The 25,448-nt window shown below is 56.4% G+C and carries 10 protein-coding genes; 3 read left to right on the forward strand and 7 right to left on the reverse strand.

Going from position 1 to position 25,448, the window contains the following annotated elements:
• Positions 1-62 precede the first annotated feature (62 nt).
• From WLO31_RS11560 to WLO31_RS11575, 4 genes are all read right to left on the reverse strand, one after another.
• On the reverse strand, positions 63-1,238 hold the full coding sequence (locus WLO31_RS11560; RefSeq protein WP_435926744.1) for an HlyD family efflux transporter periplasmic adaptor subunit: 1,176 nt from the start codon (positions 1,236-1,238) through the stop codon (positions 63-65).
• A complete protein-coding gene (locus WLO31_RS11565; protein WP_435926746.1) occupies positions 1,231-3,426 on the reverse strand; it encodes a type I secretion system permease/ATPase in 2,196 nt (731 codons plus the stop codon). Before WLO31_RS11565 ends, WLO31_RS11560 begins: the two co-directional genes overlap by 8 nt.
• Before the next feature lie 174 nt (positions 3,427-3,600).
• A complete protein-coding gene (locus WLO31_RS11570) occupies positions 3,601-16,815 on the reverse strand; it encodes an Ig-like domain-containing protein (protein ID WP_435926747.1) in 13,215 nt (4,404 codons plus the stop codon).
• 97 nt (positions 16,816-16,912) lie between these two features.
• Entirely contained in the window at positions 16,913-18,211 is a 1,299-nt protein-coding gene (locus tag WLO31_RS11575) for a TolC family outer membrane protein (RefSeq protein WP_435926748.1), read from the reverse strand.
• Here WLO31_RS11575 and WLO31_RS11580 point away from each other — a divergent pair.
• The gene (locus WLO31_RS11580) at positions 18,210-18,467 is read left to right on the forward strand and encodes a hypothetical protein (protein WP_435926749.1); all 258 of its coding nucleotides are present in this window, start codon (positions 18,210-18,212) and stop codon (positions 18,465-18,467) included. The genes WLO31_RS11575 and WLO31_RS11580 overlap by 2 nt on opposite strands.
• Positions 18,468-19,019: 552 nt before the next feature.
• Here the strand turns inward: WLO31_RS11580 and WLO31_RS11585 are convergent.
• The 3 genes from WLO31_RS11585 to WLO31_RS11595 form a co-directional block, all read right to left on the reverse strand.
• The gene (locus WLO31_RS11585; protein ID WP_435926750.1) at positions 19,020-19,769 is read right to left on the reverse strand and encodes a phage antirepressor KilAC domain-containing protein; all 750 of its coding nucleotides are present in this window, start codon (positions 19,767-19,769) and stop codon (positions 19,020-19,022) included.
• Positions 19,770-20,043: 274 nt separating this feature from the next.
• On the reverse strand, positions 20,044-21,516 hold the full coding sequence (locus WLO31_RS11590) for a pyridoxal phosphate-dependent decarboxylase family protein (RefSeq protein WP_435926751.1): 1,473 nt from the start codon (positions 21,514-21,516) through the stop codon (positions 20,044-20,046).
• Between the two features lie 18 nt (positions 21,517-21,534).
• Positions 21,535-22,920 (reverse strand): diaminobutyrate--2-oxoglutarate transaminase, encoded by a 1,386-nt coding sequence (locus WLO31_RS11595; protein ID WP_435926752.1) that lies wholly within the window; start codon positions 22,918-22,920, stop codon positions 21,535-21,537.
• 940 nt (positions 22,921-23,860) lie between these two features.
• Between WLO31_RS11595 and WLO31_RS11600 the strand changes: the two genes are divergently transcribed.
• Together WLO31_RS11600 and WLO31_RS11605 are read left to right on the forward strand one after the other, a co-directional pair.
• Positions 23,861-24,361, forward strand: coding sequence for an SH3 domain-containing protein (locus tag WLO31_RS11600; protein WP_435926753.1), 501 nt, complete (start codon positions 23,861-23,863; stop codon positions 24,359-24,361).
• 135 nt (positions 24,362-24,496) lie between these two features.
• On the forward strand, positions 24,497-25,447 hold the full coding sequence (locus WLO31_RS11605; protein ID WP_435926754.1) for a hypothetical protein: 951 nt from the start codon (positions 24,497-24,499) through the stop codon (positions 25,445-25,447).
• Position 25,448 lies beyond the last annotated feature (1 nt).

A 25,448-nucleotide genomic window follows, 5' to 3' on the forward strand; every position in this document is an offset into this window, starting at 1 on the left:
CCGATAACGATAACAAAAATCAGTATCGCTCTAAGATAAAATAATAAAAAGCAGGAGGGTAATTATCTTTCGCGCAATGCCTCTTTAGCTTTGTTCAGCGGTTTCAGCAGATAATCCATGATAGTCTTATTTCCGGTTTTGATATCAACGGTGGCAATCATGCCGGGGAACACCGGAAATTCCTGCCCCTGTTTATTCGTCAGAGAGTTACTCAGAGTTCTGATATAGACCCGGTAGTAATAGACATCTCTTTTAACCGCATCCTGCAGCGTATCAGGGGATATCATCGCCACTTCCCCTTCCAGCCCCCCGTAAATCGAATAATCGTAAGCCGTTACTTTCACTAACGCTTTTTGTCCAGGGTGGATAAAGGCCACGTCGCGGGGAGAAATCTGGGCTTCGATAACCATCTGGTCGTCAAGCGGCATCAAACTCATCAACTTGCCGTTCGGTGGAATCACGCCGCCGACGGTGGTCACTTCGATATCTTTAACAATGCCGCGTACCGGCGCGTTAAACGTCAGGTGAGTCAGAGAATCTTCACGCCCCTTCATGACCGGGCGCTGCGCCTCGATTTCGGCATTGGCTTTGGCTAACTCTTCGCGAGCGCGAACGTAATACTGGTTTTGCATTTCAGTGATTTTATTCTCAAGCTCATTTTTTTGACGCTCAAGACGCAGTACTTCAACTTTGCTTGCGGCTCCCTGCGTAACCAGAGGACGGGTTAAACTCAGCTCGCGCTGGATCAGTGCAGCCCCCTGACGTAAACCAGCAAGGCCTTTAACAAGGCTGTCTCGTCGGGATCGATAGAGCGCGGTTTCCTGCTTAACCAGTTCCACGTCATCATCCAGTTCGGACGGAAAAACCAGTTCGCTGTTATTCACCTCGGCGTTCAGGCGTGCGGCGGTCGCCAGGGCGGCATTCAGGCGAGACTCGCTTTCCAGGACGCTGGACTCGGATCTTGTGCGATCCAGTTGGGCCAACCGCTGGCCGCGCTCGACGATATCTCCTTCACGAACCAGCAGCTTATGAATGATTCCACCTTCCAGGGACTGGATAACCTGCTCACGAGAAGAGGGGATCACTTTACCGCTCCCGGTGGTGACTTCATCAAGACGACAGATGCTTGCCCAGGTCATAAAGACAGCAAGCAAGGCAAAGAGCGACCACGCAACCAGCGTCGAACGCGGCAGGCGAGGCTCTTTTAAGCGGCTACTGAAGCGGGAAAAATCACTCATTCGCCCCCTCCTCTGCTGCGTCCTTCGCCGATGTCGTTTTTTTCATCCTCACGGTCCGCTGCGCGGTTTTACTCGGGACCATTCCGTGTTTACTCAGGATGGCGTCGCGTGGCCCATCCATCACTACCTTTCCGTTATTCAGCACAATGATGCGATCGACCAGTCCAAGAATGGGGAGGCGGTGGGTCGCCACCACCAGCGTTCGCTGCTTGCCAAGCCAGAGATTAAGATGCTGGATAAACTCTTTTTCACCGACTTCATCGAGCCATGCGGTAGGCTCATCGAGCAGCAGGATATTCGGCGAAGTCAGCAAAGCACGCGCCAGCAGCAGCGCCTGACGCTGGCCGCCTGACAGCCCCGCGCCGCCTTCGCTGATGAGGTAATTCAGCCCCATTTTCTGTTTACGAACGAACGCCAGCGCCCCGCTGTTGACCAGCGCCAGATGTATTTCCTCATCGGTTGCCAACGGGTTGCCCATCATAATATTGTCGCGCACCGAGCCGAAAAACAGGCGCGCCTGCTGGCTAAGCAACTGCATATCACGCCGCACATCGGCAGGATCGAGATGATTTAGCGCGACGCCATCCAGCAAAATATGGCCCTGCTGTGGCTCTTGCATACCGGCAAAAAGCTGAAGCAGCGTACTTTTACCCGAACCGTTGCGGCCCAGTATGGCCACACGCTCGCCGGCCCCAATATTCAAATGAGGGATATTCAGGACGTTCAGCTTCTCTTCCTCGTCGTAATAAAAGCCCACATCCTCAAGAACATAGTGACCGCGCAGATGCGCTTTATGCACTTTCTTACCCCGTTGCGGATCGTCAACAGGACGCTGCATCAGGTCATCCAGCCCTTTGCGCGCGACCTTAGCCGACTGCCAGCGAGAGAGAATCCCGGAAATCTGCGACAGCGGGGAAAGGGTACGCGACGCCAGAATGGAGGTTCCCACCAGCGCGCCGGTTGTCATATCTCCGCTGATGACGAGATAGCAGCCAGTCAGCAGCACCACGGCGTAGACGATGGACTGCACTTCCTGTGTCCAGGTCAGCAGCAGGCCCGTCAGCCAGCGCTGCTTCATCCCCACGCTGGCAGCCACGTCGTTGGTGTTGTTCCACTGGTTCTGAAACCGCTGTTCGGCGCGCATCAGCTTAATGTCTTCGATACCTTGTACAGCCTCGATAAGCGTCGCGTTACGGATGGCCGACTCGCGCATCCCCTCGCCGGAGAGCTTTGCCAACGGACGTTGAACCAACAGGCCCGGAATTAACAGCAATGGCACCGCGAGCAGGACCACCCATACCAGCGGACCTCCGATTACCCACAGGATGAAGACAAACAGCAGGAAGAACGGCAGATCGGAAATCGCCGCAATCGTCGTCGAGGTGATTAGCTCACGCACCGACTCCAGCTCGCGGATCTGGGCAATAAACGAGCCCGTCGATTTGGAGCGTGCCCCGTTTTTAATGCGCAGCGCGTGGGCAAAAATACGCTCAGATATGCGCAGATCGGCCCGTTTACCAATAGCGTCGGAAATGTGTACCCGCAGCATACGCATGATGAATTCGAAGACAATCGCGAGCATCACGCCGCTAAACAGTACCCACAGCGTGGCCTCCGACTGGGACGGCACTACACGGTCATAAACCTGCATGGAGAACACCATACCGGAGAGCGCCAGCACGTTCGCCACCAGCGCCACCAGCATAATGTCGCCGTAGCGACGCCAGTCCTTCAGCGCCAGCTGCCAGAACCAGCTCTTCTCGTAGGGTTTGATGTAATCGTCAACGCGAGCGTCCGGCGTGGACTCCAGCGGGCGCAACACCATTAAGCCTTTTAGCCTCTGCCCAAGTTCCTCGCGCGTCAGAACCGTCTCCAGACCGCCGTCTCCGCTGAACTGAAGGCTGACGTTGCCCTCGCTATCCATGCGGTTGATCACCGCAATTTGACCCGCGGTAAATTCAGCCAGAAGCGGCAATCGCCAGGGATCGATTAACGTCGCCTCGGCGGGCGCAACACGCAGCCCAAGCCCAAGCTGACGCGCCATCTCCTCAAGCACCTGCTGGCGCGGAGAAAGGCTTTCATGGCTGAAAGTGACCCGAACATGTTCCTGAGAAAAGTCCAGCCGATAATGTTTCGCGACGAGAAGCATGGCCTGAAGCCAGGGTTCATACTGTGGATGAGTATTCATAATGCGACGTCCTGTCCAGCACGATAATTACGCCCAGAAAGGCTATTTTTGTCAGACAATCAGAAAACGAATTCCTGAACGCGAGCACAAAAACAGCTTATTAATTTTATGGTTACGGTGTTTAGCGTTAAAAAAACGCAGCATGCCGCGAGGATTGCCCCTCGCGGCTGTGCTTTACGCAATTAACAGTTGATGGTTGGCCAGCAGAGTGGCGAGATCGGTCTGTACACCGTTCAGCGTGACAACGGTTGTCGGGTCAAACTGGCTGCCCGTTCCGTCGCGGTTCATCTGAATCTCGGTATTGCTGCCGTTTTGCACCACCCGGATATAGTCGCTTATGTTACTGGCGCTGCTGTCCAGCGTTGCCACATCGTTCACGTAGCTCGCCGCGCCCGTGCCGGTATAACCGCTGCCGGACAGCAGATCGCGCAGATCGATACGGTCCGTATCCGCCGTGCCTTCCCAGGTGCCGACCGTGAAACCGTTTACCACGTCGCTACCGTTGCCGCCGGTCGCATCCGAGGCATCGATTAGCTTGTACAGCAGGGTATCGTGACCGCCGCTGCCAAGAGCAAAGGTGTCATTACCACCGCGTCCTTCAAACTGGTTATCACCGCTGTTGCCGATGATAACGTCGTCATAGTTCGAGCCTGCGATGCCTTCAATGTTGTTCAACCGCGAGGTGCCAAAACCGGTAACCTGCGCCGTTGAGAGCCGCAAATCAACGCTGATGCCCGAGGTCGCATTACGGTAATCCACCACGTCTGTCCCGCCGATATTGTTCCAGGTGTCGTAACCGGAGCTCGTATTCCAGCCGCCGGAGCCGTTATAGGTGTAGGTACCAGCCTCAGCGATAAAGGTGTCGTTATATCCGGTGCCGGTCAGGGTGCCGCTATGGCCGCCGGTTGCCGCTTCGGCCGTGAGAACATAGCCCTCTTTGCCGTTGCCGCCGACCAGTCCATCCCAGATGACGTTATCCAACTTTCCGTTAGTCATCTTCACGATCTCCACCGAGTAGGTTTCATTCGGTTCCAGCCCGTAGAAACTCACCAGCGCAGAGGTATCGTTGAAGCCGATACCTGACTGGGCGTTAACGATCTGCGAAGCGATCGGCACACCCGCCGCGTTATACAGGTTGATCGTATTACCGTAGTAGGCGTTGATGCCTTCGCTATCAACGATGTGCAGATGCATCGCAGTGCCGTCAGCGATGGTCTGGCTGTTTTGCACCAGCGCCACCTTGCCATTTTGCTGGGAAACCAGCAGATCCTGCGCGCCGTCCCAGTTGTAATCCACCGCCGCCACGCCGGTCACTTTCGCCAGCCCGGCGGCCAGCTGGCTTGAGGTCCAGGTGGAACCAAAGCTGTTATTGGTGAACAGGGTGGCGGTTTGCGAGCTGCCGTAGGCGCTGAGCTTAACGATGTCCATCTGCCCGTCGCCGTTCCAGTCGACCGCCGCCGACAGGTAGCCCGCCGCGGCGTCAGGGGCTTCTACGGCGCTCCTGACCGTGGAGAGCTGCCCTGTGCCATTGTTGTAATAAATCACGCCGCCGGTATTGTTCAGCGCAGTGCCAAGATAGAGATCCATATAGCCGTCGCCGTTGTAGTCTGCCCACGTCATGGATGCCGCCGTGGTGCTATTCGCGGCGTTGCCGACAAACACGCCGGTGATGTTCTGGCCGATGGACAGGGTCCCGTCGCCCTTATTGTTAATCACGGTCAGCGAGTAAGCGCCGCTGCGGTCGGTGTGCTGCACGATATCGACGCTGCCATCGTTATTAAGATCAACGCCTGAGATTTCGCGTCCGGAGTTAAACCTGGCGTAGAACCCACCTTCCCCGCCGGTGCCGTCCGGCGTCAGTACACCGTTGTTGTTCACCAGATAGGTCAGAGAGTCCATCCCCGCATCGCCGTAGGCCAGATCCAGATAGCCATCGCCGGTTTTATCGTAGGCAATTACGCCACCGTAATAAATCGTGGTGCCCATTGCCGGCTGGCTGGCGGCGTAGCTGGTACCGTTATAGGTCCACATTACCTGAGTCGATCCTCCCCAGTCACTCTCGGTAGCAAACACGTCTGCCGTACCGTTACGATCGAAATCGGCCGCAGTCTGGTTGATAAGATAATAGCTACGGGTATTGGTCAGAGCAGAGCCTGTATAGCTCGACGTATCGCTGCTGGAGTAAGAGTGCCCGTTGGCGATAATATTCCACAGGCCGCTGCTGTTGAGGCCGAGCGTCATGGTCGAGTTATAACCGTTACCGCTGGCGCTGGCCCAGTCAGTATTATTCAACACGGTCTCCACAGTCAGGCCGCCGGTCGCGATACCCGTAGCGTTGCCGTTACCCGCGCTGCTCTTCACCTGCGCCGTGACGTCATAGCTGCTGGCGCTTAGCGCATCGCCGTCCGGGATCTGCAAATACCAGGTGTTGTTATGCGGATCGACCACCACCGCGCCGCCGGCTTGTGAGGTGTAGATTTTGTCATTCACCGTCACCGCCAGATATTCACCGTTCATCAGTCCGGCAGAAACCGTACCGCCGACGATCGGCGTGGTATCCGGGGTGGTCTGAGCCGTAACCGCCGCCGTTGTGGTCGGCACGCTGGTATCCACGCTCAGTACAAATCCAGCGGATTCAGCGTAGTTACCCGCTTTATCGGTCACCCGCAGCACGTACGTATGGTCGCCATTGCCCAGGCCGCTGTCCTGGAAGGACCAACCGGCGCTGCCGTTCATCATGACCTGGCCCAGCAATAGCCCGTCGCGGTACAGCTCGGCGATCTCGTCATCTGCTATTGCCTGATTCAGCGTACCGTTAATCATCGGCGTGGTATCGTCGGTCACTACCGACAAGCCGAAATCGCCCCGACGCTCACCGTCGCTGTCGGTGTAACCGACTACCGTACCCAGCGTGGTTGGCGGTCTGGTGTCTACGGTCACAACCTGCTGCGCGGTAGAACCCACGTTCCCGGCTTCATCGATAATGCGCAACTGCCAGGTGTAATCGCCGTCGGTAAGTTCGCGGGTATCGGTGTAACGCCAGCCCGTACCGTCTGTCGTGACGTCTGTCCAGGTCGCACCGCCATCAGGGCTAATCTGCGCCCGTTCGTCGCTGGCCAGCGCGCTTCCCAGCGTGCCGCTTATCGTCAACGACTTATCGCTGGTAATGAAGTCGCTGCCGGACCGGCCGGTATCTTCAGCGATAGCATCAACCGTGATGCCATAGCGCGGCGCCTGAGTGTCTACCGTGACCACCTGCGAAGTGGTGGAGCCCACGTTGCCCGCCTGATCCACCACGCGCACCTGATAGCTATGATCGCCATCGGTTAGCGTGCGGGTATCCGCGTAGCTCCACGTGGTTCCGCTGACCGTGGCGTAAACCCAGCTCGCACCGCCGTCCAGGCTCAACTGAACAAATTCGTCCGCACCAGGCGCTTTACCCAACGTGCCGTGCAGCGTGCAGGAGGTTTTGCTGGTCAGGAAGTCGTTGTTATTAAAGCCCGTATCCACAGTGATATTGTCCACGGTCACCGCGACAGCCTCATCCGGGGCAACGGTATCTACCCTCACCTGCTGATGTGCCCACGCGCCCACGTTGCCCGCCATATCAATCACTCGCACCCAGTAGTCGCAGGTCTGGTTTTCCAGCGTGCGGCCATCGACATGGTACCAGGCATTGCCAATCACCGTCGCGTTCTGCCAGGTGATTCCCCCGTCCAGGGTAATCTGTACGAACTCGTCATCCGCCAGCGCTGCGCCCAGCGAGCCGCGCAGCGTCAGTGAAGCATCGTTAGTGATAAAATCGCTGTTGCTCAGCCCGCTATCCTCGCTGATGCTATCGATGGTGATGGTTTTGCCGCTGGCCGGTGCCACGGTATCAATGGTCACCACCTGGCTTGCGGTGGCGCTAACGTTGCCCGCGTCGTCAATCACGCGCAGCTGATAGTTATAATCGCCATCCGCCAGCTTGCGGCTATCTACATAGGTCCAGGTCAGTCCGCTAACGTTAACGTCAATCCAGATAGCGCCCCCGTCGATGCTGATCTGCGCGCGCTCGCCGCTGCCCAGCGCCTTGTCCAGCGCTCCTTTCAGGCTGATCTGGTTGTCGCTGGTAATAAAATCGCCGCCAGAAAGCCCCGTATCCTGGGTGACAGAATCGACGGTAATGGCCGATGCCGCAGGCGCGGTGCGATCGACCACCACCGCCTGGCTGGCTGTCGCGCTCACATTGCCAGCGTTATCGATCACGCGGACCTGGTACTGGTATGTTCCGTCGCTCAGGGTACGGCTGTCGCTGTAGCGCCAACGGGTACCCGTCACCGTCAGGTCTGTCCAGGTCGCGCCGCCGTCAATGCTGATCTGCGCATGGTCGCCGCTGCCCAGCGCCGTGCCCAGCGTTCCTTGCAGGTCGATCTGGCTGTCGCTGGTAATAAAATCGCTGTCGGAAAGCCCCGTATCCTGGGTGACAGAATCGACGGTAATGGCCGATACCGCAGGCGCGGTGCGATCGACCACCACCTCCTTGCTATCCGTCGCGCCCACGTTACCGGCGTTATCGATAACGCGAACCTGGTACTGGTATGTTCCGTCGCTCAGGGTGCGGCCGTCGCTGTAGCGCCAGCTGGCGCCCGTCACCGTCAGGTCTGTCCAGGTGGCGCCGCCGTCCAGGCTGATTTGCGCTTTCTCATTATTGCCAGGCTGCGCGGTCAGCGTACCCTTGACCACGACCCGGCTGTCGTTGGTGATAAAATCACTGGCGCTCAGGCCGCTATCGTTTTGCAGCGAATCGATGTTGATGCCCATTGACGGCGCGCTCAGATCGACGGTCACGTACCGATCCGAGCTGGCGCTATTGCCGATGATATTGCTGACCTGCGCGTTAATGACGCAGGCACCGCCGTCCGCAAGCGCGCTCACGTCCGCGCTGCCGACGGTGCAGCTCCAGCTTTTATCTGTCCGCACGGTCGCCGTGTAGGTTTTACCATTAAGCGTAATGGTTACCGTCTGCCCCGCTGGCGCATCGGTAGTTCCGCTAACAACCAGCGGCGTGCCGTGTTCGGCGGCGCTGACGATATCGTCCCCGGCAAAAGCGTTAATGCTGATAACTGGAACCTTACCGTTAAGCGTGACAACGTGCGTCGCGCTGCCTGGGTTACCCGCCTTATCGCTTACCGAAGCGGTAATGGGGTAATCCCCGTCGCCCAGGCCGAGGAAATTGTGCCCTGCCACAAACAGCGACCACTTGCCGCCGGCAAGTACAGCGGTCTGATAGCTGTGCCCGTTGAAGGTCAGCGTCACCATCTGCCCCTGCTCGGCCGTGGTAGTACCGCTGAGAGTTTGTCCGGCCTGCTGCTCGCTGTTATTAACGATATTGTTGCCCGCCACGGTATCGATAGTGACGGTTGGCGCGACGGTATCCACCGTCAGCATTTGCGTGATCTGGCCGCTGTTGCCCGCTTTATCGTTCACCGATGCGGTCACGGCAAGCGCCCCCTCGCTCAGCACGGCAAGGTCGGCGGCCGGAATATTCAGCGTCCAGACGCCGTTATTCAACACCTCCGCGGTATAGGATTTGCCGTTCAGCGATACCGTCACCGTTTGTCCCGCTTCCACGCCGGAGAAGCCCTGGATCGTCAACGGTTGCTGTTTTTCCAGCGCGTTCAGCACGTTATCGCCGGCAATAATGTCAAAGCCGGGAGAGGGTAAACCGGTATCCACGGTCACGTTATGGGTGCCGCTGCCAGCGTTGCCCGCTGCATCTGTCACGCTGATGTTGACCGTCACCGTGCCGTCGCTCAGGCCGGAAATCACGTTCGCCGGAACCTCGATGTTCCAGTTGCCCGCCGCGTCCAGCACGGTGGTGTAGGTGTGTCCGCCAAGAGTAACGGTGACTTTATCCCCCGCCGCAGCGCCGGTGGCGGAGCCGCTAAAAACCTGCGCCTGACCGTGCTCGGTCATGTTAATTACGTCGTCTTCCGCCACAGGGTTGATAGTGACAGACGGAACGGTCACGCCCACCGTCAGGTTGCGCTCGACGGAAGCCGGGTTACCCGCTTTGTCGTTCACGCTCGCCGTCACCGTCACGCTGCCGTTGGCCAGCGCAGCCAGATCCGCCGCCGGAACATTCAGCGCCCATGTGCCGTCGCTGCCCATCGTAGTGATGTAGGTTTTGCCATTCAGGGTAACGGTCACCGTCTGCCCCGCTTCGGCGGTGCTGGTGCCGTTAATCGTCAAATCGGCCTGCGCTTCCATCGCGTTGAGGATGTTGTCAGACGCAATGGCGCCGATGGTGACGGACGGCGCGGTGGCATCCACGTGATACTCGCGGCCCGCCGAAGCGCTGTTGCCATTCACGTTGGTCACGCTGACCTGCACGCTGGCAGCACCGTCTTGCAGACTCGCCAGATCGACAGATGGCACGATCGCCGTCCAGTTGCCGCTGGCCTCAACGGTGGCGGTGTAAGACTTGCCGCCGAAGGTGATAGTGACGGTCTGGTTTTCCTCCACGTTGGAGGTTGTGCCTGACAGCACCAGATCCGCGTTGTTCTCCACCGTATTGATTACGTCGTCGGTAGCAATAGCGTCAACGCTGATGGCCACCGGCGCCAGATCCACGGTTACGCCGTGGCTGATGGAAACCGGGTTGCCTGCCGTACTCTGGCCTTCAACCGTAATAGTGGCGCGACCTTCAGCCAGCGCGCCCATGTCAGCCGCCGGCACTGTCGCACTCCAGGCGCCGTCCGCCAGCACGGTGGCAGGATAAGTTTTGCTGTTAACGGTGACGGTCAGCGTCGTGCCCGCCGTCAGCCCGTAGCTGGAGCCGGTAATAATCAGATTTTGACCGTGCTCGATGAGGTTGATCGCATCATCGCCCGCTACGGTGCTCACGCGCAGGCCCGGTAAACTGGCGTCGATAATAATATCGCGCTCGCCGGTGCCGCTGTTGCCCACGCCGTTGGTGACGGAGGCGACGACCGTTAATTCGCCGTTGCCCAGCGCCGTCAGGATCTCTTCAGGCACGTTCACCGACCAGCCCAGATTACTCTGCACCGTTGCCGTGTAGGTGTTGCCGCCGAGAGTCACGGTGACGGTGTCACCCGCTTCCGCGTTCACCACCTTGCCGCTAATCGTCTGACCCGCCGCCACTTCAGCCGCGTTCACCACGTCATCACCGGCGATCGCATTGATGATAACCCCAGGCAGAACGGACTCAACGGTCACCGCGTGCGTCGTGCTGGTGCTGTTACCTACGCTGTTCGTCGCAGACGCGCTGATGTTGTACAGCGCTTCACCCAGCGCGCCAACCTGCTCAGCCGGTACGGTGGTCGTCCATTTACCGTTAGCATCGACCGTCGCGCTGCAGGCTTTGCCGTTCAGCGTCACCGTCACCACCGCACCGGTCGCCAGGCCGGTAGCGGTGCCGCTAATCACCAAATCCTGCGCCTTTTCGGCGTTATTGATCGCATCGTCGTCAGAGACGGTGTCGATGGTCAGAACCGGAGCCGTGAGGTTCACTTCCACGTCGTGCGTGGCGCTGTTGCTGTTGCCGGCTTTATCCGTCACCGCCGCCGTGATGGTATATTTTCCGGCGGTTAACGCCTCTACTTCCGCCGCCGGAACGCCCACGCTCCAGCCGCCCGCCGCATTCAGCGTCGCAGTGTAGGATTTATTATTGATGGTCACGGTAACCACATCTCCCGCCGCCGCACCGACCGCGGAGCCGCTGACGATTAACGCCTGACCGTGTTCGCTGCTGTTGATCACGTCATCGCCGAAGACAGTGTTGATAACCAGTTGTGGAACGGTGGTATCCACCAGCACATCGCGATTGGCGGAAGCCGGGTTACCCGCTTTGTTGGCAACGGACGCGCTGACGGTATAGTTACCGTCTCCGGTAGCAATCAGGTCCACCGATGGAACGCTCACGCTCCACTTCCCGTTGGCCTGAACGGTAGTGGCGTACTCCACGCCGTTTAACGTCACGCGCACGGTCTGTCCTGCTTCGACATCACTGGTACCGTTAACGATCAGATCCTGCCGAGCTTCGGCCGCGTTGATGATGTTATTATCGCTAACGATCCCGACAGACAAGGATGGAGCGGTGGTATCCACTCTGTATTCACGGCCCGCAGACGCGCCGTTGCCGTTCACGTTGACCACGCTCACCTGCACGCTGGCATCGCCGTCTTTCAGACCCGCCGACGGCACGGTTGCCATCCAGTTGCCGCTGGCATCGACGTTGGCGGTGTATGACTTGCCGCCGAAGATGATATAAACCGCCTGGTTTTCTTCCACGTTGGACGTCGTGCCGGAGAGCACCAGATCCGCGCCTTTCTCGGCCGCGTTAATCACGTCATCCATGGCAATGGCGTCGATGCTGATGGCCACCGTTGCCAGATCCACGGTCACGTTGTGGCTGATGGAAACCGGATTGCCCGCGCCGCTCTGGCCCGCCACCGTAATGGTGACGTTGCCTGCCGCAAAGGCGCCTACGTCCGCCGCTGGAATAGCTGCGGCCCAGGCGCCGTCCGCCAGCACGATCGCCGGATAGGTTTTGCTGTTAACGGTGACGGTCAGCGCCGTACCCGCCGCCAGGTCAGCGCTGGTGCCGCTGATAATCAGATGCTGGCCGTGCTCGATGCTGTTGATCACATCATCGCCCGCCACGGTGTCCACGCGCAGGCCCGGCAGGTTTGCATCAATGGAGATCTCGCGATGGCCGGAGCCCGTATTGCCACGTTCGTTAGTCACGGCAGCCTTCACGGTCAGATCGCCGTTGCCGATCGCCGTTAGCACGTCAGCCGGAACATGCACCGACCAGCTCAGATCGTTCTGTACGCTTGTGGTGTAGGTATTGCCGCCAATCACCACGCTAACCGTATCGCCGCTCGCAGCATTGCTTACCTTGCCGCTGATGGTTTGCCCTGCGGCGACCTCCGCGGCGTTAATGATATCGTCGGTCGCAATGGCGTTAACGATCACCACCGGCAGTGCGTAATCAACCAGGATGTCGTGTTCAGCGCTGGCCCTGTTGCCCGCGTTATCAATAACGCTGGCGGTCACGGCGTAATTCGCCTCGCCTAATGCTCTGACCGCAGAAGCCGGAACCGTCACGTTCCAGTTACCGCTGGTGTCCGCGATCGCGGCGTAATGAATGCCGTTCAGCATCACGGCGATCGCGGTGCCCTGCGGCTGATTGCTGGTGCCGGAGAGCAGCAGATGCTGGCCTTTCTCCGTCGCGTTGATCACGTCATCGCCCGCCACGGTATTAATGGCAATAACCGGCGCCGTAAGCGCAACATCAACGTGGTGCGTAACGTTATTGCTGTTACCCGCTTTATCGGTCACGGAAACAGAAATATCGTGATTGCCGTTAGTCAGCGCCCCTACGTCGCCTGCCGAAACGCCCACGCTCCAGCTCCCCGCTTCATCAAGCACTGCGGTGTAATCTTTGCCGTTCAGGGTCACGGTGACCAGATCGCCCGCCTGCGCGCCGGTTACGGTACCGGAGACGATCAGCGCATGGCCGTGCTCCACCAGGTTAATCACATCATCGCCCGCCACGGTATCGATACGCAGGCCGGGTAACCGGGCGTCAATCGTGAAGCCCTGTGAGAATGAGCCAGTATTGCCGTGGGCGTTGGTTACCATCGCGGTGGCGGTCAGTTCGCCGTTGCCGAGCGCCGTCAGCATCCCGGTGCTCAGCGGCAGGCTCCAGGTGAGATCTTCCTGCACGCTGGCGCTGAAGGTTTGTCCGCCAAGGGTGACGATCACGGTATCGCCCGCGGCGGCGTTCACCACTTTCCCCGTCAGGGTCTGACCTGCCGCCACTTCTGCCGCATTAACGATATTATCGCCAGCCAGCGTATTGATAATCACCCCCAGCAGAGAGCTGTCTACCTGTACATCATGGGTCGCAAAAGCAGCGTTGCCAACGCTGTTAGTCACGCTTGCCGTGAGCGTATAATTCGCCTCACCCAATGCGCCAACCGCAGAAGCAGGAACGGAAACGCTCCAGTTACCGCTGGCGTCGGTGAGGGCGGTGTAATGAATGCCGTTCAGCGTCACCGTAACGGCGGTGCCCTGCGGCCGATCGCTGGTGCCGGAGAGCAACAGAGCCTGGCTTTTCTCAGCCGCGTTGATGACGTCATCGCCCGTAAGGGGGTTAATGGCAATTTCCGGAACCGAGGTATTGACCATCACATCCAGCGAACTGCTGCCTGTGTTGCCGGCTCGGTCGGTGATAGATACGTCGATGGTCCAGGTGCCGTCTGTCAGCCCCTGCATAAACGATGCCGATAAGCCCAGGCTCCAGTTGCCCGTCGTATCCACCACCGTGGTGTGCTCCACGTTGTTGATGGTAACGGTGACAAGGTCGCCTGCTGCGGCGCCGGACACGGAGCCGCTCAAGATCTGCGCCTGTGCATGCGCGGCCTGGTTAACGGTATTGGCATCGGTGACAAAATTATGGATTGTGACCTGAGGCACGGAGATATCCACCAGCTTCATGAGATCGACGCTGGTGCTGTTCCCCGCCACATCGCTAACGCTCGCCGTCATGGTTATATCGCCGTCGACCAGCGCGCCCATCCCGGCGGCAGGCACGCGCAGTTGCCAGCTGCCGTCATTCTGCACCGTGGCCTGATACTGCTTGCCGCCCAAAGCCACAGTGACGATTTGGCCCGCTTCCGCGTCGGTGCTTCCGATCAGCAGCAGGTCCTGCTGCGTATCGGCGGCGTTAATGATGCTGTCTGATGTGAGATTATCAATGGCGATCGTGGGTGCCAGCGTATCTGTCGTCACCACGCGCGCGGCGTCCGCGCTGTTGCCATGGATATTGATCGCGCTGACGCTAATCTGTGCACGCCCGTCGCTTAATCCTCCCAGTGCGCTGACCGGAACCGCCAGCTGCCAGGAGCCGTCCTGCTGTACCTGCGCGGTAAACGTCTGGTCAGCAAATTTCACCGCCAGGGTCTGCCCGGCTTCCACGCCCTGGGTTCGGCCGGAAAGCGTCAGCTCGCGGCCTTTCTCCGCGGCGTTGATGATGTCATCGCTGGTGACCATATCAATAGTCACCGCGACAGCGTTCAAATCGAGTTCAATCGGATGCCCGGCGGAAACGGTATTGCCCCACGCATCCTGCGCGCTGGCGGCGACAACGATCTCTCCCGCCATCCAGTTTTGTAAATCCGCAGCCGGTACGCCAATTTGCCAGTTGCCGTTTGCGGCAACCGCCGCCGGATAATCGACGCCGCTGATGGTCACGATAATCCGCGCGCCCTGCTCCAGATGGCTGCTGGAACCGGTAATGGTTAAATCCTGCTGTTGTTCAATGATGTTAATGACATCGTCGCCGGAAATAGCGTTGATGCGAAGCCCCGGCAGCGACGCATTGATATTGATATCACGCTCGCCGGTACCGGTATTGCCGTGCGCATTGGTCACCGATGCGGTGAAGGTCAGAGAGCCATCGCCAAAGGCGGTGAGCGTCTCCGACGAAATAACCACGCTCCAGGTCAGGTCACTGCCGACCATCGTGGTATAGCTTTTGCCGCCTACGTTGATCGAAACGGTGTCGCCTGCGGCCGCACCAGCCACACGTCCGCTCAGCGTTTGATCTGCCGCCGCTTCCGCGCTATTGACCAGGTTGTCGCCCGCAAAGTTATTGATAATCACCTGCGGCAGCGCGGTGTCCACCAGCAGGTTAGTCTCGGCGAAGCCACTGTTGCCCGCGGCGTCCGTTACCGAGACGGAAAGCCTGTGGTTACCCTCACCGATTGCCAACGCCGGCACGCCAACGCTCCAGCTACCGTCCGCCTGCACAGCGCCGGTGTAGGTTTGCCCGCCAATCGTCACTATAACGACATCGCCCGGCGCCGCGCCGTGCGCATGGCCGGAGATGATTTGCGCCCGCCCCTGCTCGCTGGCGTTAAGCACGTCATTACCCGCTATGGTATTGATCGAGACCACAGGCGCTGCTGTATCCACGCTGAAATCAGCCGTGGTCGAGATTGAGTTACCTGCTTTATCGCTAACGTTCACCGTCAGGGTATAATCGCCATCGGCCAGCGCCTGCACGTCGCCGGCATTCAGGGTTAGCGACCATGTGCCATCGCTGCCCACGGGCGCGGTATAGTTTTTACCGTTGGACGTTATCGTGACGATTTGCCCGGCTTCAACACTGGTTGTTCCTCTGAGCGTCAACGCCTGTCCATGCTCAGCGGCGTTAATGATGTTGTCCTGCGCAACCGCATCCACGGAAAGCGTGGGCGCATGCGTGTCGACATTCAGCGTCTGATTACCTGTGACGGTATTGCCCGCGGCGTCTTTGCCGCGCACGGAAACCATGTGAATGCCCTCGCCCAGCGCTTTCGCATCGCCAGCAGGTACGTTGACGCTCCAGCTCCCGTTAACCCCCACTTCGGCAGTATAAGTTTTACCATTTAGCGTAACGGTAAGCTCAGTTCCCTGGGCCAGGTTTTTACTGGCGCCGGACAGCGTAAAACCTGCCGATTGCTCGCTGGCATTAATAACGTTATCACCCGCGGTGGTAGCCAGCGTAACGGCGGTTTCTGCCGTTGCCACTGTCATCGTGATACTGCCCACGGAGGTCGCCTTACTACCGTTAATCTGGACCACGGACCAGGTATGCTCGCCGTCGGTTTGGGCTGGAAGCTTAACGGTCCAGGTACCCTCCTTGCCTACCATTGCGCTGGCAATGGTATTGCCGCTGTGGTCCTTTATCTGAATAGTCGCGCCCGGCTGCCCGGTGCCGTTAAAGGTTGGGGTGTTATCATCCGTTGTCTCTTTTGCGCTCAGCACGCCCTGCTTGTCACCCGCTTTGTCCAGTACCATAAAGGTCGGGGTCGCGCTTTCAACCTCTTTGATCTCGTTGATAACCTTCGTTTTGGTTTCGCCGTTGCCGCCGTTCGCCAGCAACGCACCGATACCCCCACCGCCTGCTACAGCGCCCGCGATCCAGCCCCACGGCGCATCGCTTAACACGCTGCCCTGCTCAAGGAACGGTTCGATGCTGGTAACTGGCGTGGCTTGTGCGGTCAGTTCCGTAGCCGCAAGTTCCGCCGCCTTTCCCGTATCTGCAAAAGAAATATGAGTTAGCCCCTGCCCGTCGTTAAATACCAGCTCACACTGGTTTTGCGAGTCGGGATCTTCAATAAAATAGTTATTGCATCGAATCACGCTGCCGTCTTTCATATAGATCAGCAGATCTTTACCCTGACGCATATAACGCGCCACATCCCGAGCAGAGCCGTGAATTTCAATAACGACCGGCGCAGAAACGGATACCGACAGATTACCTTCTCCCGTCAGCACCGTCTTTTCTGCCGTCTTGCGAATAATGACATCAACAATTTTAACTTTACTCATATTCTTCTCCTTGCAGGTGTACGGGTACCTGTGAGTATTTCTCCCGAACGGATATGACAATTCCTGAGAAAACATCCCATTATTTTCGAAAGCATATTTATGGCAAAACTGTGACTGTGCTTTCCTGGCTTAAATCGGGTAATTTCATTGCCGCATTTTTCTCTATTCCAATGAGAGATATTAAATTACCCATTGCCGATGCGTAATTTATAGCCGCACTCCAGCTGTCATATTCCGCCGTTATTTTTGACGACGTTGCCTGCCAGACATCCTGTTCAACGCTGAGCAGATCGTTAATACTTCTTTTGCTCAACGTGTATTCATTTTTGTAGACGTCGCGCGCGCGTAACGCATTTTGAAGCTGCAGCCTACCCGCCTCCATTCTGCCACGTGCGCCTGTCCAGTCGGCATGAGCAACCGAGGCTTTTTGCAGGACGTCAAATCGCACCCGTTCGACCTGAGACGACGCCATCGCCCTTGCGCCTTCTGCCTGGCGGACGCGAGCAGATACCGCTCCGCCCTGATAAAGAGGGGCATCAATATTCAACTGGATCCGATCGTCCCAGTAAGAACGGTTGTCCGACTCGTAGCGAGTGCGCCCCCCGTTAAGACTCAGCGTCGGCCAATACTGTGATTTGGCTCGCTCAACGCCATACTGCGCGGACGTTTCCATGGAACGGGCGGCCAGAACGGCAGGAATTAAGGAATAATCGATGCTGCCGGGCGAATCCTCTTTAACTTCAAGACCCCCGGGTAGCGGAGCAAGCTGCTGCGCATCCATTCCCGTCAGTACGGAAAGCCTGGCGCGCGCGCTCTGCAGAGCAGCGTTATACTGCTCAAGCATGGCCTGCATACCGGCAACCCGGGTCTGCGCCTGTAGCTCATCAGAGGTGGAACTCAGACCGGCGTCTGAGCGCAGCTTCGCAAGTTTAAGAACATTTTCAATCGCCTGCATATTTTCTTTCGCGGCCAGCGTCAAATCCTTATAGCGCTTCACTTCAACGTAGCCTAGCGCCGTTCTTTCCGCTACTTCAGATAACGTCGCCATAAGCTGATAACGATAGCTATCGCGCTGCGTTGAAGACTGGCTAATAGCGCCGTCGGTTTTGCCAAAATCATATACCAGCTGCGTCAGGCTTAACCCCCACGCGGCTGAGTTCTTAAGCGATCCGCCGGAGCCGGTCGTCTGATTGCGACCTGTGTTGCCGTTGAGCGATATTTGCGGCATCCATCCGCTACGCGCTTCGTCTATTTGCGCCTGTCCAATCCCCATTTGTGCCGCCTGCTGGTTCACGGAAGGATCGCGATCGAAAGCGAACAGGATACTTTCTTTCAATGACGTCACGGGCACAGGGACCGCGCCTGCCGGGCCGTTATAAGCCATGGCAGTGGTCATGGAAACCGCAATTAAGGCCAATGCCGCCGGGAATTTAAAAAATATAAAATGTCTCATGAGCGCTCTCCCTTTCGCTTCCTTCCTGAGAATGCGTCACGCCGCTTCCCGCTTTACCCACCCTAAAGCGGCGCAGGGAGCGCTTCTTAATAATAATTATCCGCATCCAGAAAATATAATCAGCAATCGACCTCACGCCTTATTAATGCGCGTTGTCATCTACGGCCTGATTACGGTTAAATATTTAATTGTTCATTAATCCTGATTAATTTTTATCATAACAAAATGCTTTAACTGGAAGCATATCGTCCATGTAACCAGAAAGGGGATAGCGAGGTTTCCAGACAACATGGTGAAAAGAGGTATTTCGCATTCAACAAATAAAGACCTTGTGATTAAATAATATTTCTGACGCCCAATGTACATTCTTGCGTTAATTCCACAAGCTATCAGACGTAAAAATAGGATGTTTCCACCAACTCATGTGCGTTTTTACGTTAAGTTCACAATGCATAAGAGGGTAGTGCGGTAAGAGATTGTTGAATGCCTGATTAAGACAAAAACCAATTTTCCATGCTGCATCACGACATTGGCGAAGTGCTGTGTAGTAAGCGGCAAAACTAATAAAAAAAGCCCGTTAATATAAGGATTAACGGGCGGGCAACGGCGACATGGAGAATAGCTTTAGCTTAACGGTAAGCGGGTGATATCGCCGAAAGCGAATGCATTCATCGGCAACCTACCGGGCGTTCACGCTCAGCACTACACAAAGACGAAAGCACAACCTTCCGGCCTGGCGCTGACGCTGCGACTAAAACCAGCTATGGCCCTGGACGGCGTTCTCGCCACGTTCAGGCGGCCGCACATTCACCTGTTGCGTGGCGAGGTGCCCTGCCCACAGGCCCGCAATCCACTTGACGCCACGTGCGGTAAAGCGCGCCTGGGCCCAGGTATGCTTGTTCTCGCCGGTACCGCTATGAACGGTGAAATAACCCGCCTGAATATGAGACTGTGAAGGCATCAGAACGCCCTTTGCACGGGTCATGATATTGCGTTCCAGCAAAAATTGACGGAACTCCGACTCTTTCACCTTGAGCATTTTACAAAGCTGGCGGAAGCCAAGCGTGTCATTGACCTGGACATACCAGTCAAAAAACTCTGCCTTTGGGGCAATAAGCGCCAGCTGCTCCTCTGCCCGCTGGCGTTTTTCATACTGCTCGGCCCAGGCGTGCGCCGCGACGGCTGGATTAGTAAAATCTGGCAGGCTGACGCTCTTTTCGCGTTCCTGCCAGCGATCCAGCACTTCTACCGTAAAGCCCGGCGAGACGCTGGCAACGGTAAGCAGCGAGTCCCGCTTATTAAGCAAAAACTCCTGCCGAACCTCGCCTTCCTGCTCATACTGGCTAGTGGTAACCGACTGCGACAGGCGCTGCGCCGTTTCCAGGCTTTTGACCATACGCTTCACTTCTTTATGCGCAATGCCCGTCAGCCTGGCGATTTCACGACTGCTCATGATGGGAGACCGATCGTGCGAACTAAAACTTTCCAGTGGAATCACCATATTTCCCCCTAACCAGTACTATTAACGAATGACTTACTGAAGAAATAGTATACAAATGCCTGTTTAAATATCCAGTATTTTTTTTGAGCAAATCTAACTTATTGAGATAGCTAAATTTATTATTTTTTGATGACAGCCCGGGATGTGAAGAGCGGAAATAGGCCGGGAAATTGTTCTACGGCGGGGCCTGTAAACTTTGGCCGTGGGGCAATAAAAAAGCCGATAACGTTTTGCGTTATCGGCTTTTCATCTTCTGGTGTCAGATTACTGCAAATTAAGCGCTCAGCAATCGTTGAGCCGTGTTATCCACCAGCGCCAGCAGGACCTTAACGTCTTCCAGGCTGACCGTTGGGTTTAACAGCGTCAGCTTCAGGCAGGTTACGCCGTTAAACTCGGTTACGCCGACGTTAGCACGCCCGGACTCCAGCAAAGCATCGCCAATTTTCTGGTTCAGCAACGCTACCGCAGCGTCCTTATCTGCCGCCCATGCATCAGGACGATAGCGGAACAGAACGCTTGCCAGCTGCGGCTGCATCACCAGTTCCAGAGCGCTTTGTCCGGTGATGTAATGCGCAACTTCCTGCGCCAGGCTCACGCCGCTGTCGATAATCCCGGCATACTGCTTCTGACCTAAAGCTTCCAGGCCCATCCACAGTTTTAACGCATCAAAACGACGGGTGGTCTGCAAGGATTTAGACACCAGGTTCGGCACGCCCTGAGCTTCATCAAACTCGGAGTTCAGGTAAGCCGCCTGGTAGCGCATCAGCTCATAATGGCGGGCTTCTTTTAACAGGAACGCGCCGCAGCTTATGGTCTGGAAGAACTGTTTATGGAAATCCAGCGTGATGGAGTCCACCAGCTCAAGGCCGTCCAGATAGTCGCGGTACTTCTCAGAAAGCAGTAACGCTCCGCCCCACGCCGCATCAACGTGCACCCAGATATCGTGTCTGGCTGCAAGCGTTGCTATCTCACGCAAAGGATCGATGGCGCCGGCGTCTGTCGTGCCCGCCGTTGCCACAATGGCGAGGATCTGCTCACCGTTGGCCTGCGCCTGCGCCAGTTTTTCGGTTAAGTCATTCAGATCCATACGCGCGAACCGATCGGTTTTCACCAGCGTAACGGACTGATAGCCCAGGCCGAGTAAAGCCATGTTCTTCTGCACCGAGAAATGGGCGTTTTCAGAACAGAGGACTTTAATCTTCTTCAGGTTACCCACCAGCCCGTCCTGCTGGATCGAGTGGCCCTGACGGGCAAAGAAGGCGTCACGCGCCAGCATCAGCCCCATCAGGTTGCTCTGGGTACCGCCGCTGGTGAACACGCCCGCGTCGCCTGGCTGATAGCCCACCTGAGCACGCAGCCATTCGATAAGCTTCATTTCGATAATGGTCGCCGACGGGCTTTGATCCCAGGAGTCCATGCTCTGGTTGGTGGCGTTAATCAGCACTTCCGCGGCCTGGCTTATCACCAGGCTCGGGCAATGCAAATGCGCGACGCACTGCGGGTGATGCACCGACAGGCTGTCCTTTAAGAAGTATTCAATCGCGCGTTCAATTGCCGCCTGGTTGCCCAGGCCCTGCGGATTAAAATCAAGCTTAATGCGTTCACGCAGTTCGGCAACGGTTTTCCCCTGATACATTTCAGGTTGCTGTAACCACTGCACCACGGCCTGGCTGCTTTGTGCAATCGCCTGCTGGTACGCCTCGGTGCTTTGCGCTGAGGCCGAAAGAATCGGGTTTAACTCGGACATCGCGGTTATTCGCTCCACTCAGACAGGCTTGACGCCGGCCGCTAACAGGGCCTGCTCAAATTTATCCAGGAAAATATTTAGCTCATCGTTGGTGATAAGCAGCGATGGCAGCAGACGCAGCACGCAGCCGTTGCGGCCGCCGCGCTCCAGAATCAGCCCGGCCTGGAAGCATTTTTTCTGCAGCAGAGCGGACAGTTCAGCATCTGCCGGATAGCAGCCCATATGATCCTGCGCTTCGTCTGGCTTAACGATTTCAATGCCGATCATTAAACCCAGGCCGCGAACGTGGCCAATCACCGGGTAGCGTTTTTGCAGCTCGGCCAGTCTGGCTTTCAGCCACTCGCCCTGCGCTGCCACTTTGTCAGCAATATGGTTTTCTTTCAGGTGCTGCAGGGTCGTCAGACCGGTCGCCATCGCCAGCTGGTTACCACGGAAGGTGCCGGTATGGTGGCCCGGTTCCCAGGCGTCGAACTGTTTCTTGATGCCCAGCACGGCCAGCGGCAAACCGCCGCCCACGGCTTTTGACATCACGATGATATCCGGCTCAATGCCAGCGTGCTCGAAGGCGAAGAATTTACCGGTACGCGCAAAGCCTGCCTGCACTTCATCAACGATCAGCAGAATGCCGTGTTCCCGGGTAACTTTGCGAATACGCTGTAGCCACTCGGCAGGCGCCGGGTTGACGCCGCCTTCACCCTGCACCGCTTCAAGGATGACCGCCGCAGGTTTGCGCACGCCGCTTTCAACGTCGTTGATTAAATTTTCGAAGTAGTAGCTCAGCGCCTTCACGCCAGCCTCGCCGCCGATGCCCAGCGGGCAGCGGTACAGGTGCGGATAAGGCATAAACTGTACTTCCGGCATCAGGCCGTCGACCGCTTCTTTCGGCGACAGGTTGCCGGTGACCGACAGCGCGCCGTGGGTCATGCCGTGATAGCCGCCGGAGAAGCTGATTACTCCTGAACGGCCGGTGTATTTTTTAGCCAGCTTTAACGCTGCTTCAACCGCATCGGCACCGGACGGGCCGGTGAACTGCAGGCAGTACTCTTTGCCCTGACCGGGTAATAAAGAAAGAAGATATTCGGAGAAGCGATCTTTCAACGGCGTTGTCAGATCCAGTGTATGTAACGGCAAGCCGCTGGTAATGACCTTTTGGATGCTTTGCAGCATATCAGGATGGTTATGCCCAAGCGCCAGGGTACCGGCCCCCGCCAGGCAGTCAAGATACTGATTATTTTCAACATCTGTGATCCACACGCCTTCAGCTTTGGCAATTGCCAGCGGTAATTTGCGCGGATAGCTCCTGACATTCGATTCAAATTCAGCCTGTCTGGCTAAATAAGTTTCGTTGTTTCCCTGTAATGAATTTGCACCTAAAGTATCAATACGGACTTTATCCGTCATCATATCACTCCTACAACTGGGGCTATGGGTTACGCCGCAGTTGAATAATTGAAAGTAAAAAGTAAGCGGGCTGAGAAAATCGCGGCCAATATAGGGTTTTTTAGCCTGCTACTCAATAATTTATTTCATTACCACGCCTTTACTTTTTACCTTTTATATCAATAAGTTATTTTACATTTAGATTTATGCTCTGCTATAAAATCATTTTGCAGTTTTTAATTCTAAACAGTCGGCGCCGGGGTGGCGGATGAATATTTTTTCTTTATGCTCCTGCCAGGTTGGCTGTCACATTTAGACAATCAGGCATATTAAATGCATGTTTGTTAATAGCGAGAGAGTATCCTTACCGACGGATGTTTTATCTACACGGCTGACTATCGTTATTCTTTTCTTTGATGATCATTGTAAAAAATCATTATCGGGGCGGCTAACAGGCGCGCAATAAAATAGAGCTCCTGCTGATGCTCAGAACAATGACAGCCGGACGGAGACGGAGTGATTTTCATTTAAGATTAACCTCAGATAAATCCTTTCAGCGCGCCTTCTCTTGCCAGAAGCAGAGGCGTTCTCTTTTAACTATTTGAAAATATTATAGTTAAATTCAAGAAGTTAGACTTAATTCGCTTATTAATATCTTTTCCCGGGCGAGGCATTTCGGCCGCGGGCGCTAAAGGCGATAGCATCTGCTTCGCATCTTCTTTCAGACCCGCTTCGTTTAATGTCGGCCTGCGCTTATCTCGCCATTGAATTGTTATTCAGGCTATGTAAAATCACGGCTACTATGCTTAACCCATGTGAATCATTTCTATTCCGGGCCAGGTCGTCTCCTGCACATAGGGTGAAATGTTCATGGGCGTTTCCTGCGCCATGGACTATTTTTTCCTCTGCGGCACTCGCGCTCCACGGCAGTCGGGTTTAAACCATTTTTTCAGGGAAAGTCACGATGAAATTGCGAAATCTGTTAGCCCTTCTTGTGGTCACAAGCGTAGTCGGATGCAAAGCGCCTCCTCCGAGCATGACGGACGATACTCTGGTTACCAGCGAGATTAATGGCGTGACGCTCACCCACCGCTACGCGGTAGCCGCGCCGAGCGAATTTACGCCGATCGATGCCAGCTACCGGGCGCTCTATCCCGGCTCTATTATGAGCAAACCGGATTTTGGCGGTAAGGTCATCAGCCAGCTTGAAAGCGGCCAGACCTATAAGGTACTCGGCCAGGTCGAGCACGCCTGGCTTGCGGTTGCCGAGCAGGATAAACAGGAAATGCTTGGTTATGTGCCGATGCGTGCTTTGGTTAAAAGCGAGCTTTATGCCCAGACGCTGAAAAAAGATCGGCCACGTCCGCGCAAAGCCGCGAAAAAATCCGCCTCCACCTGCGTGGCCGTCGATAACGACAGCAAAGCGTGCCAGAACGCCAATAGCGGGACGTGGATTATTGATTAACCGGCCACTATTAAGGTAAAAGAAAATATTTAAAACAATCAGTTACCATGAGAATATAGGGGCGTTTCCGGCGACAACTTCTTATTGATGCCGCGTCCCTCTCATTATTATTCACTTTGGCTTGCAAGGAATTTTATGAAACTCTGGCTCTCTGGTGTGGCATTGCTACTGGCATCTACAACCGTGTTGGCAGGGAACTATCGTATTGTGCAGTCCCCTTCCCAGAAGCTGGATGTATGGATAGATAACATCAAAAACAACTCCCCGCAGAGCTGGTGCGATACGGAACTTCCATTACGTATCGTCGCCAACGGCGATAAAAATCCCGCCTTACTGAATACCTTTATGCCGCGCCTGGGCACCCTGCTGGAAAACCAGTGCGAAAAAATCGCAAGCGTTAGCTGGCGGATGGAAGACGACCGGGGCAATACGCTGGCCTACGGCACCACGACCAAAGATAGCGACTGGGCCGTGACCATCGCGCCTGTCATTGCAGGCGTAGCGAACGCCTCTGAACGCGCCGAGGAGATGTCGCCCCCGGCTGACCGCACGCCATGGCAGGAGTTTACCCTGCAGGATGGCTGCCATCTGCGCACCTTCTGGCAGGGTGACGCGAATACCGCAGCCCTTTTTATTCCTGACGGCAAATGCGAAAAAGGCGGCTGGCTCAACGGGCGCAGCGAAGTCATCCAGAGCGGCAAAAACGGCGAAAAGCGCCTGGCAATAACTTTCGTACACGGTTTCCCGGTCAGCGGATTAAACAGCAAGGCCGATGCGGACAGCCTGCTTATTACCGGCCTGAATAATGAACGCATGGTAGTCAGCACGGAACATGCGCCCCTTAGCTGGATGATCCTGCCCTATAAGCCCGAGCTGAACGGCTGGCAGGCCAGCGGTACGATTGCCGTTGAAGTGCCGCGAGAAATGGCGCTTGATGAATCCCGTCTGCAGGCCCGCCTTAACGAGGTGCGCAAAGTCTGGTCCGGCTGGCTTGAACCCGATACCACCATAACGCTGTTATTGATTGATTCCCTGCATCCGCAGCTGCGCGATCCGGCAGTCGGCGCCTGGCGCGCCCAGAAATAAC

This window comes from Dryocola sharpae (genome assembly GCF_051307055.1).
Taxonomy (GTDB): Bacteria; Pseudomonadota; Gammaproteobacteria; order Enterobacterales; family Enterobacteriaceae; genus Dryocola.

What these genes read in the sequence shown, in the direction of transcription:
- WLO31_RS11580 (WP_435926749.1), top strand. Translation starts at nt 18,210, where the DNA reads ATGGAAACCGCAATTAAGGCCAATGCCGCCGGGAATTTAAAAAATATA.
- WLO31_RS11560 (WP_435926744.1), bottom strand. Translation starts at nt 1,238, where the DNA reads ATGAGTGATTTTTCCCGCTTCAGTAGCCGCTTAAAAGAGCCTCGCCTG.
- WLO31_RS11570 (WP_435926747.1), bottom strand. Translation starts at nt 16,815, where the DNA reads ATGAGTAAAGTTAAAATTGTTGATGTCATTATTCGCAAGACGGCAGAA.
- WLO31_RS11575 (WP_435926748.1), bottom strand. Translation starts at nt 18,211, where the DNA reads ATGACCACTGCCATGGCTTATAACGGCCCGGCAGGCGCGGTCCCTGTG.
- WLO31_RS11565 (WP_435926746.1), bottom strand. Translation starts at nt 3,426, where the DNA reads ATGAATACTCATCCACAGTATGAACCCTGGCTTCAGGCCATGCTTCTC.
- WLO31_RS11590 (WP_435926751.1), bottom strand. Translation starts at nt 21,516, where the DNA reads ATGTCCGAGTTAAACCCGATTCTTTCGGCCTCAGCGCAAAGCACCGAG.
- WLO31_RS11595 (WP_435926752.1), bottom strand. Translation starts at nt 22,920, where the DNA reads ATGATGACGGATAAAGTCCGTATTGATACTTTAGGTGCAAATTCATTA.
- WLO31_RS11605 (WP_435926754.1), top strand. Translation starts at nt 24,497, where the DNA reads ATGAAACTCTGGCTCTCTGGTGTGGCATTGCTACTGGCATCTACAACC.
- WLO31_RS11585 (WP_435926750.1), bottom strand. Translation starts at nt 19,769, where the DNA reads ATGGTGATTCCACTGGAAAGTTTTAGTTCGCACGATCGGTCTCCCATC.
- WLO31_RS11600 (WP_435926753.1), top strand. Translation starts at nt 23,861, where the DNA reads ATGAAATTGCGAAATCTGTTAGCCCTTCTTGTGGTCACAAGCGTAGTC.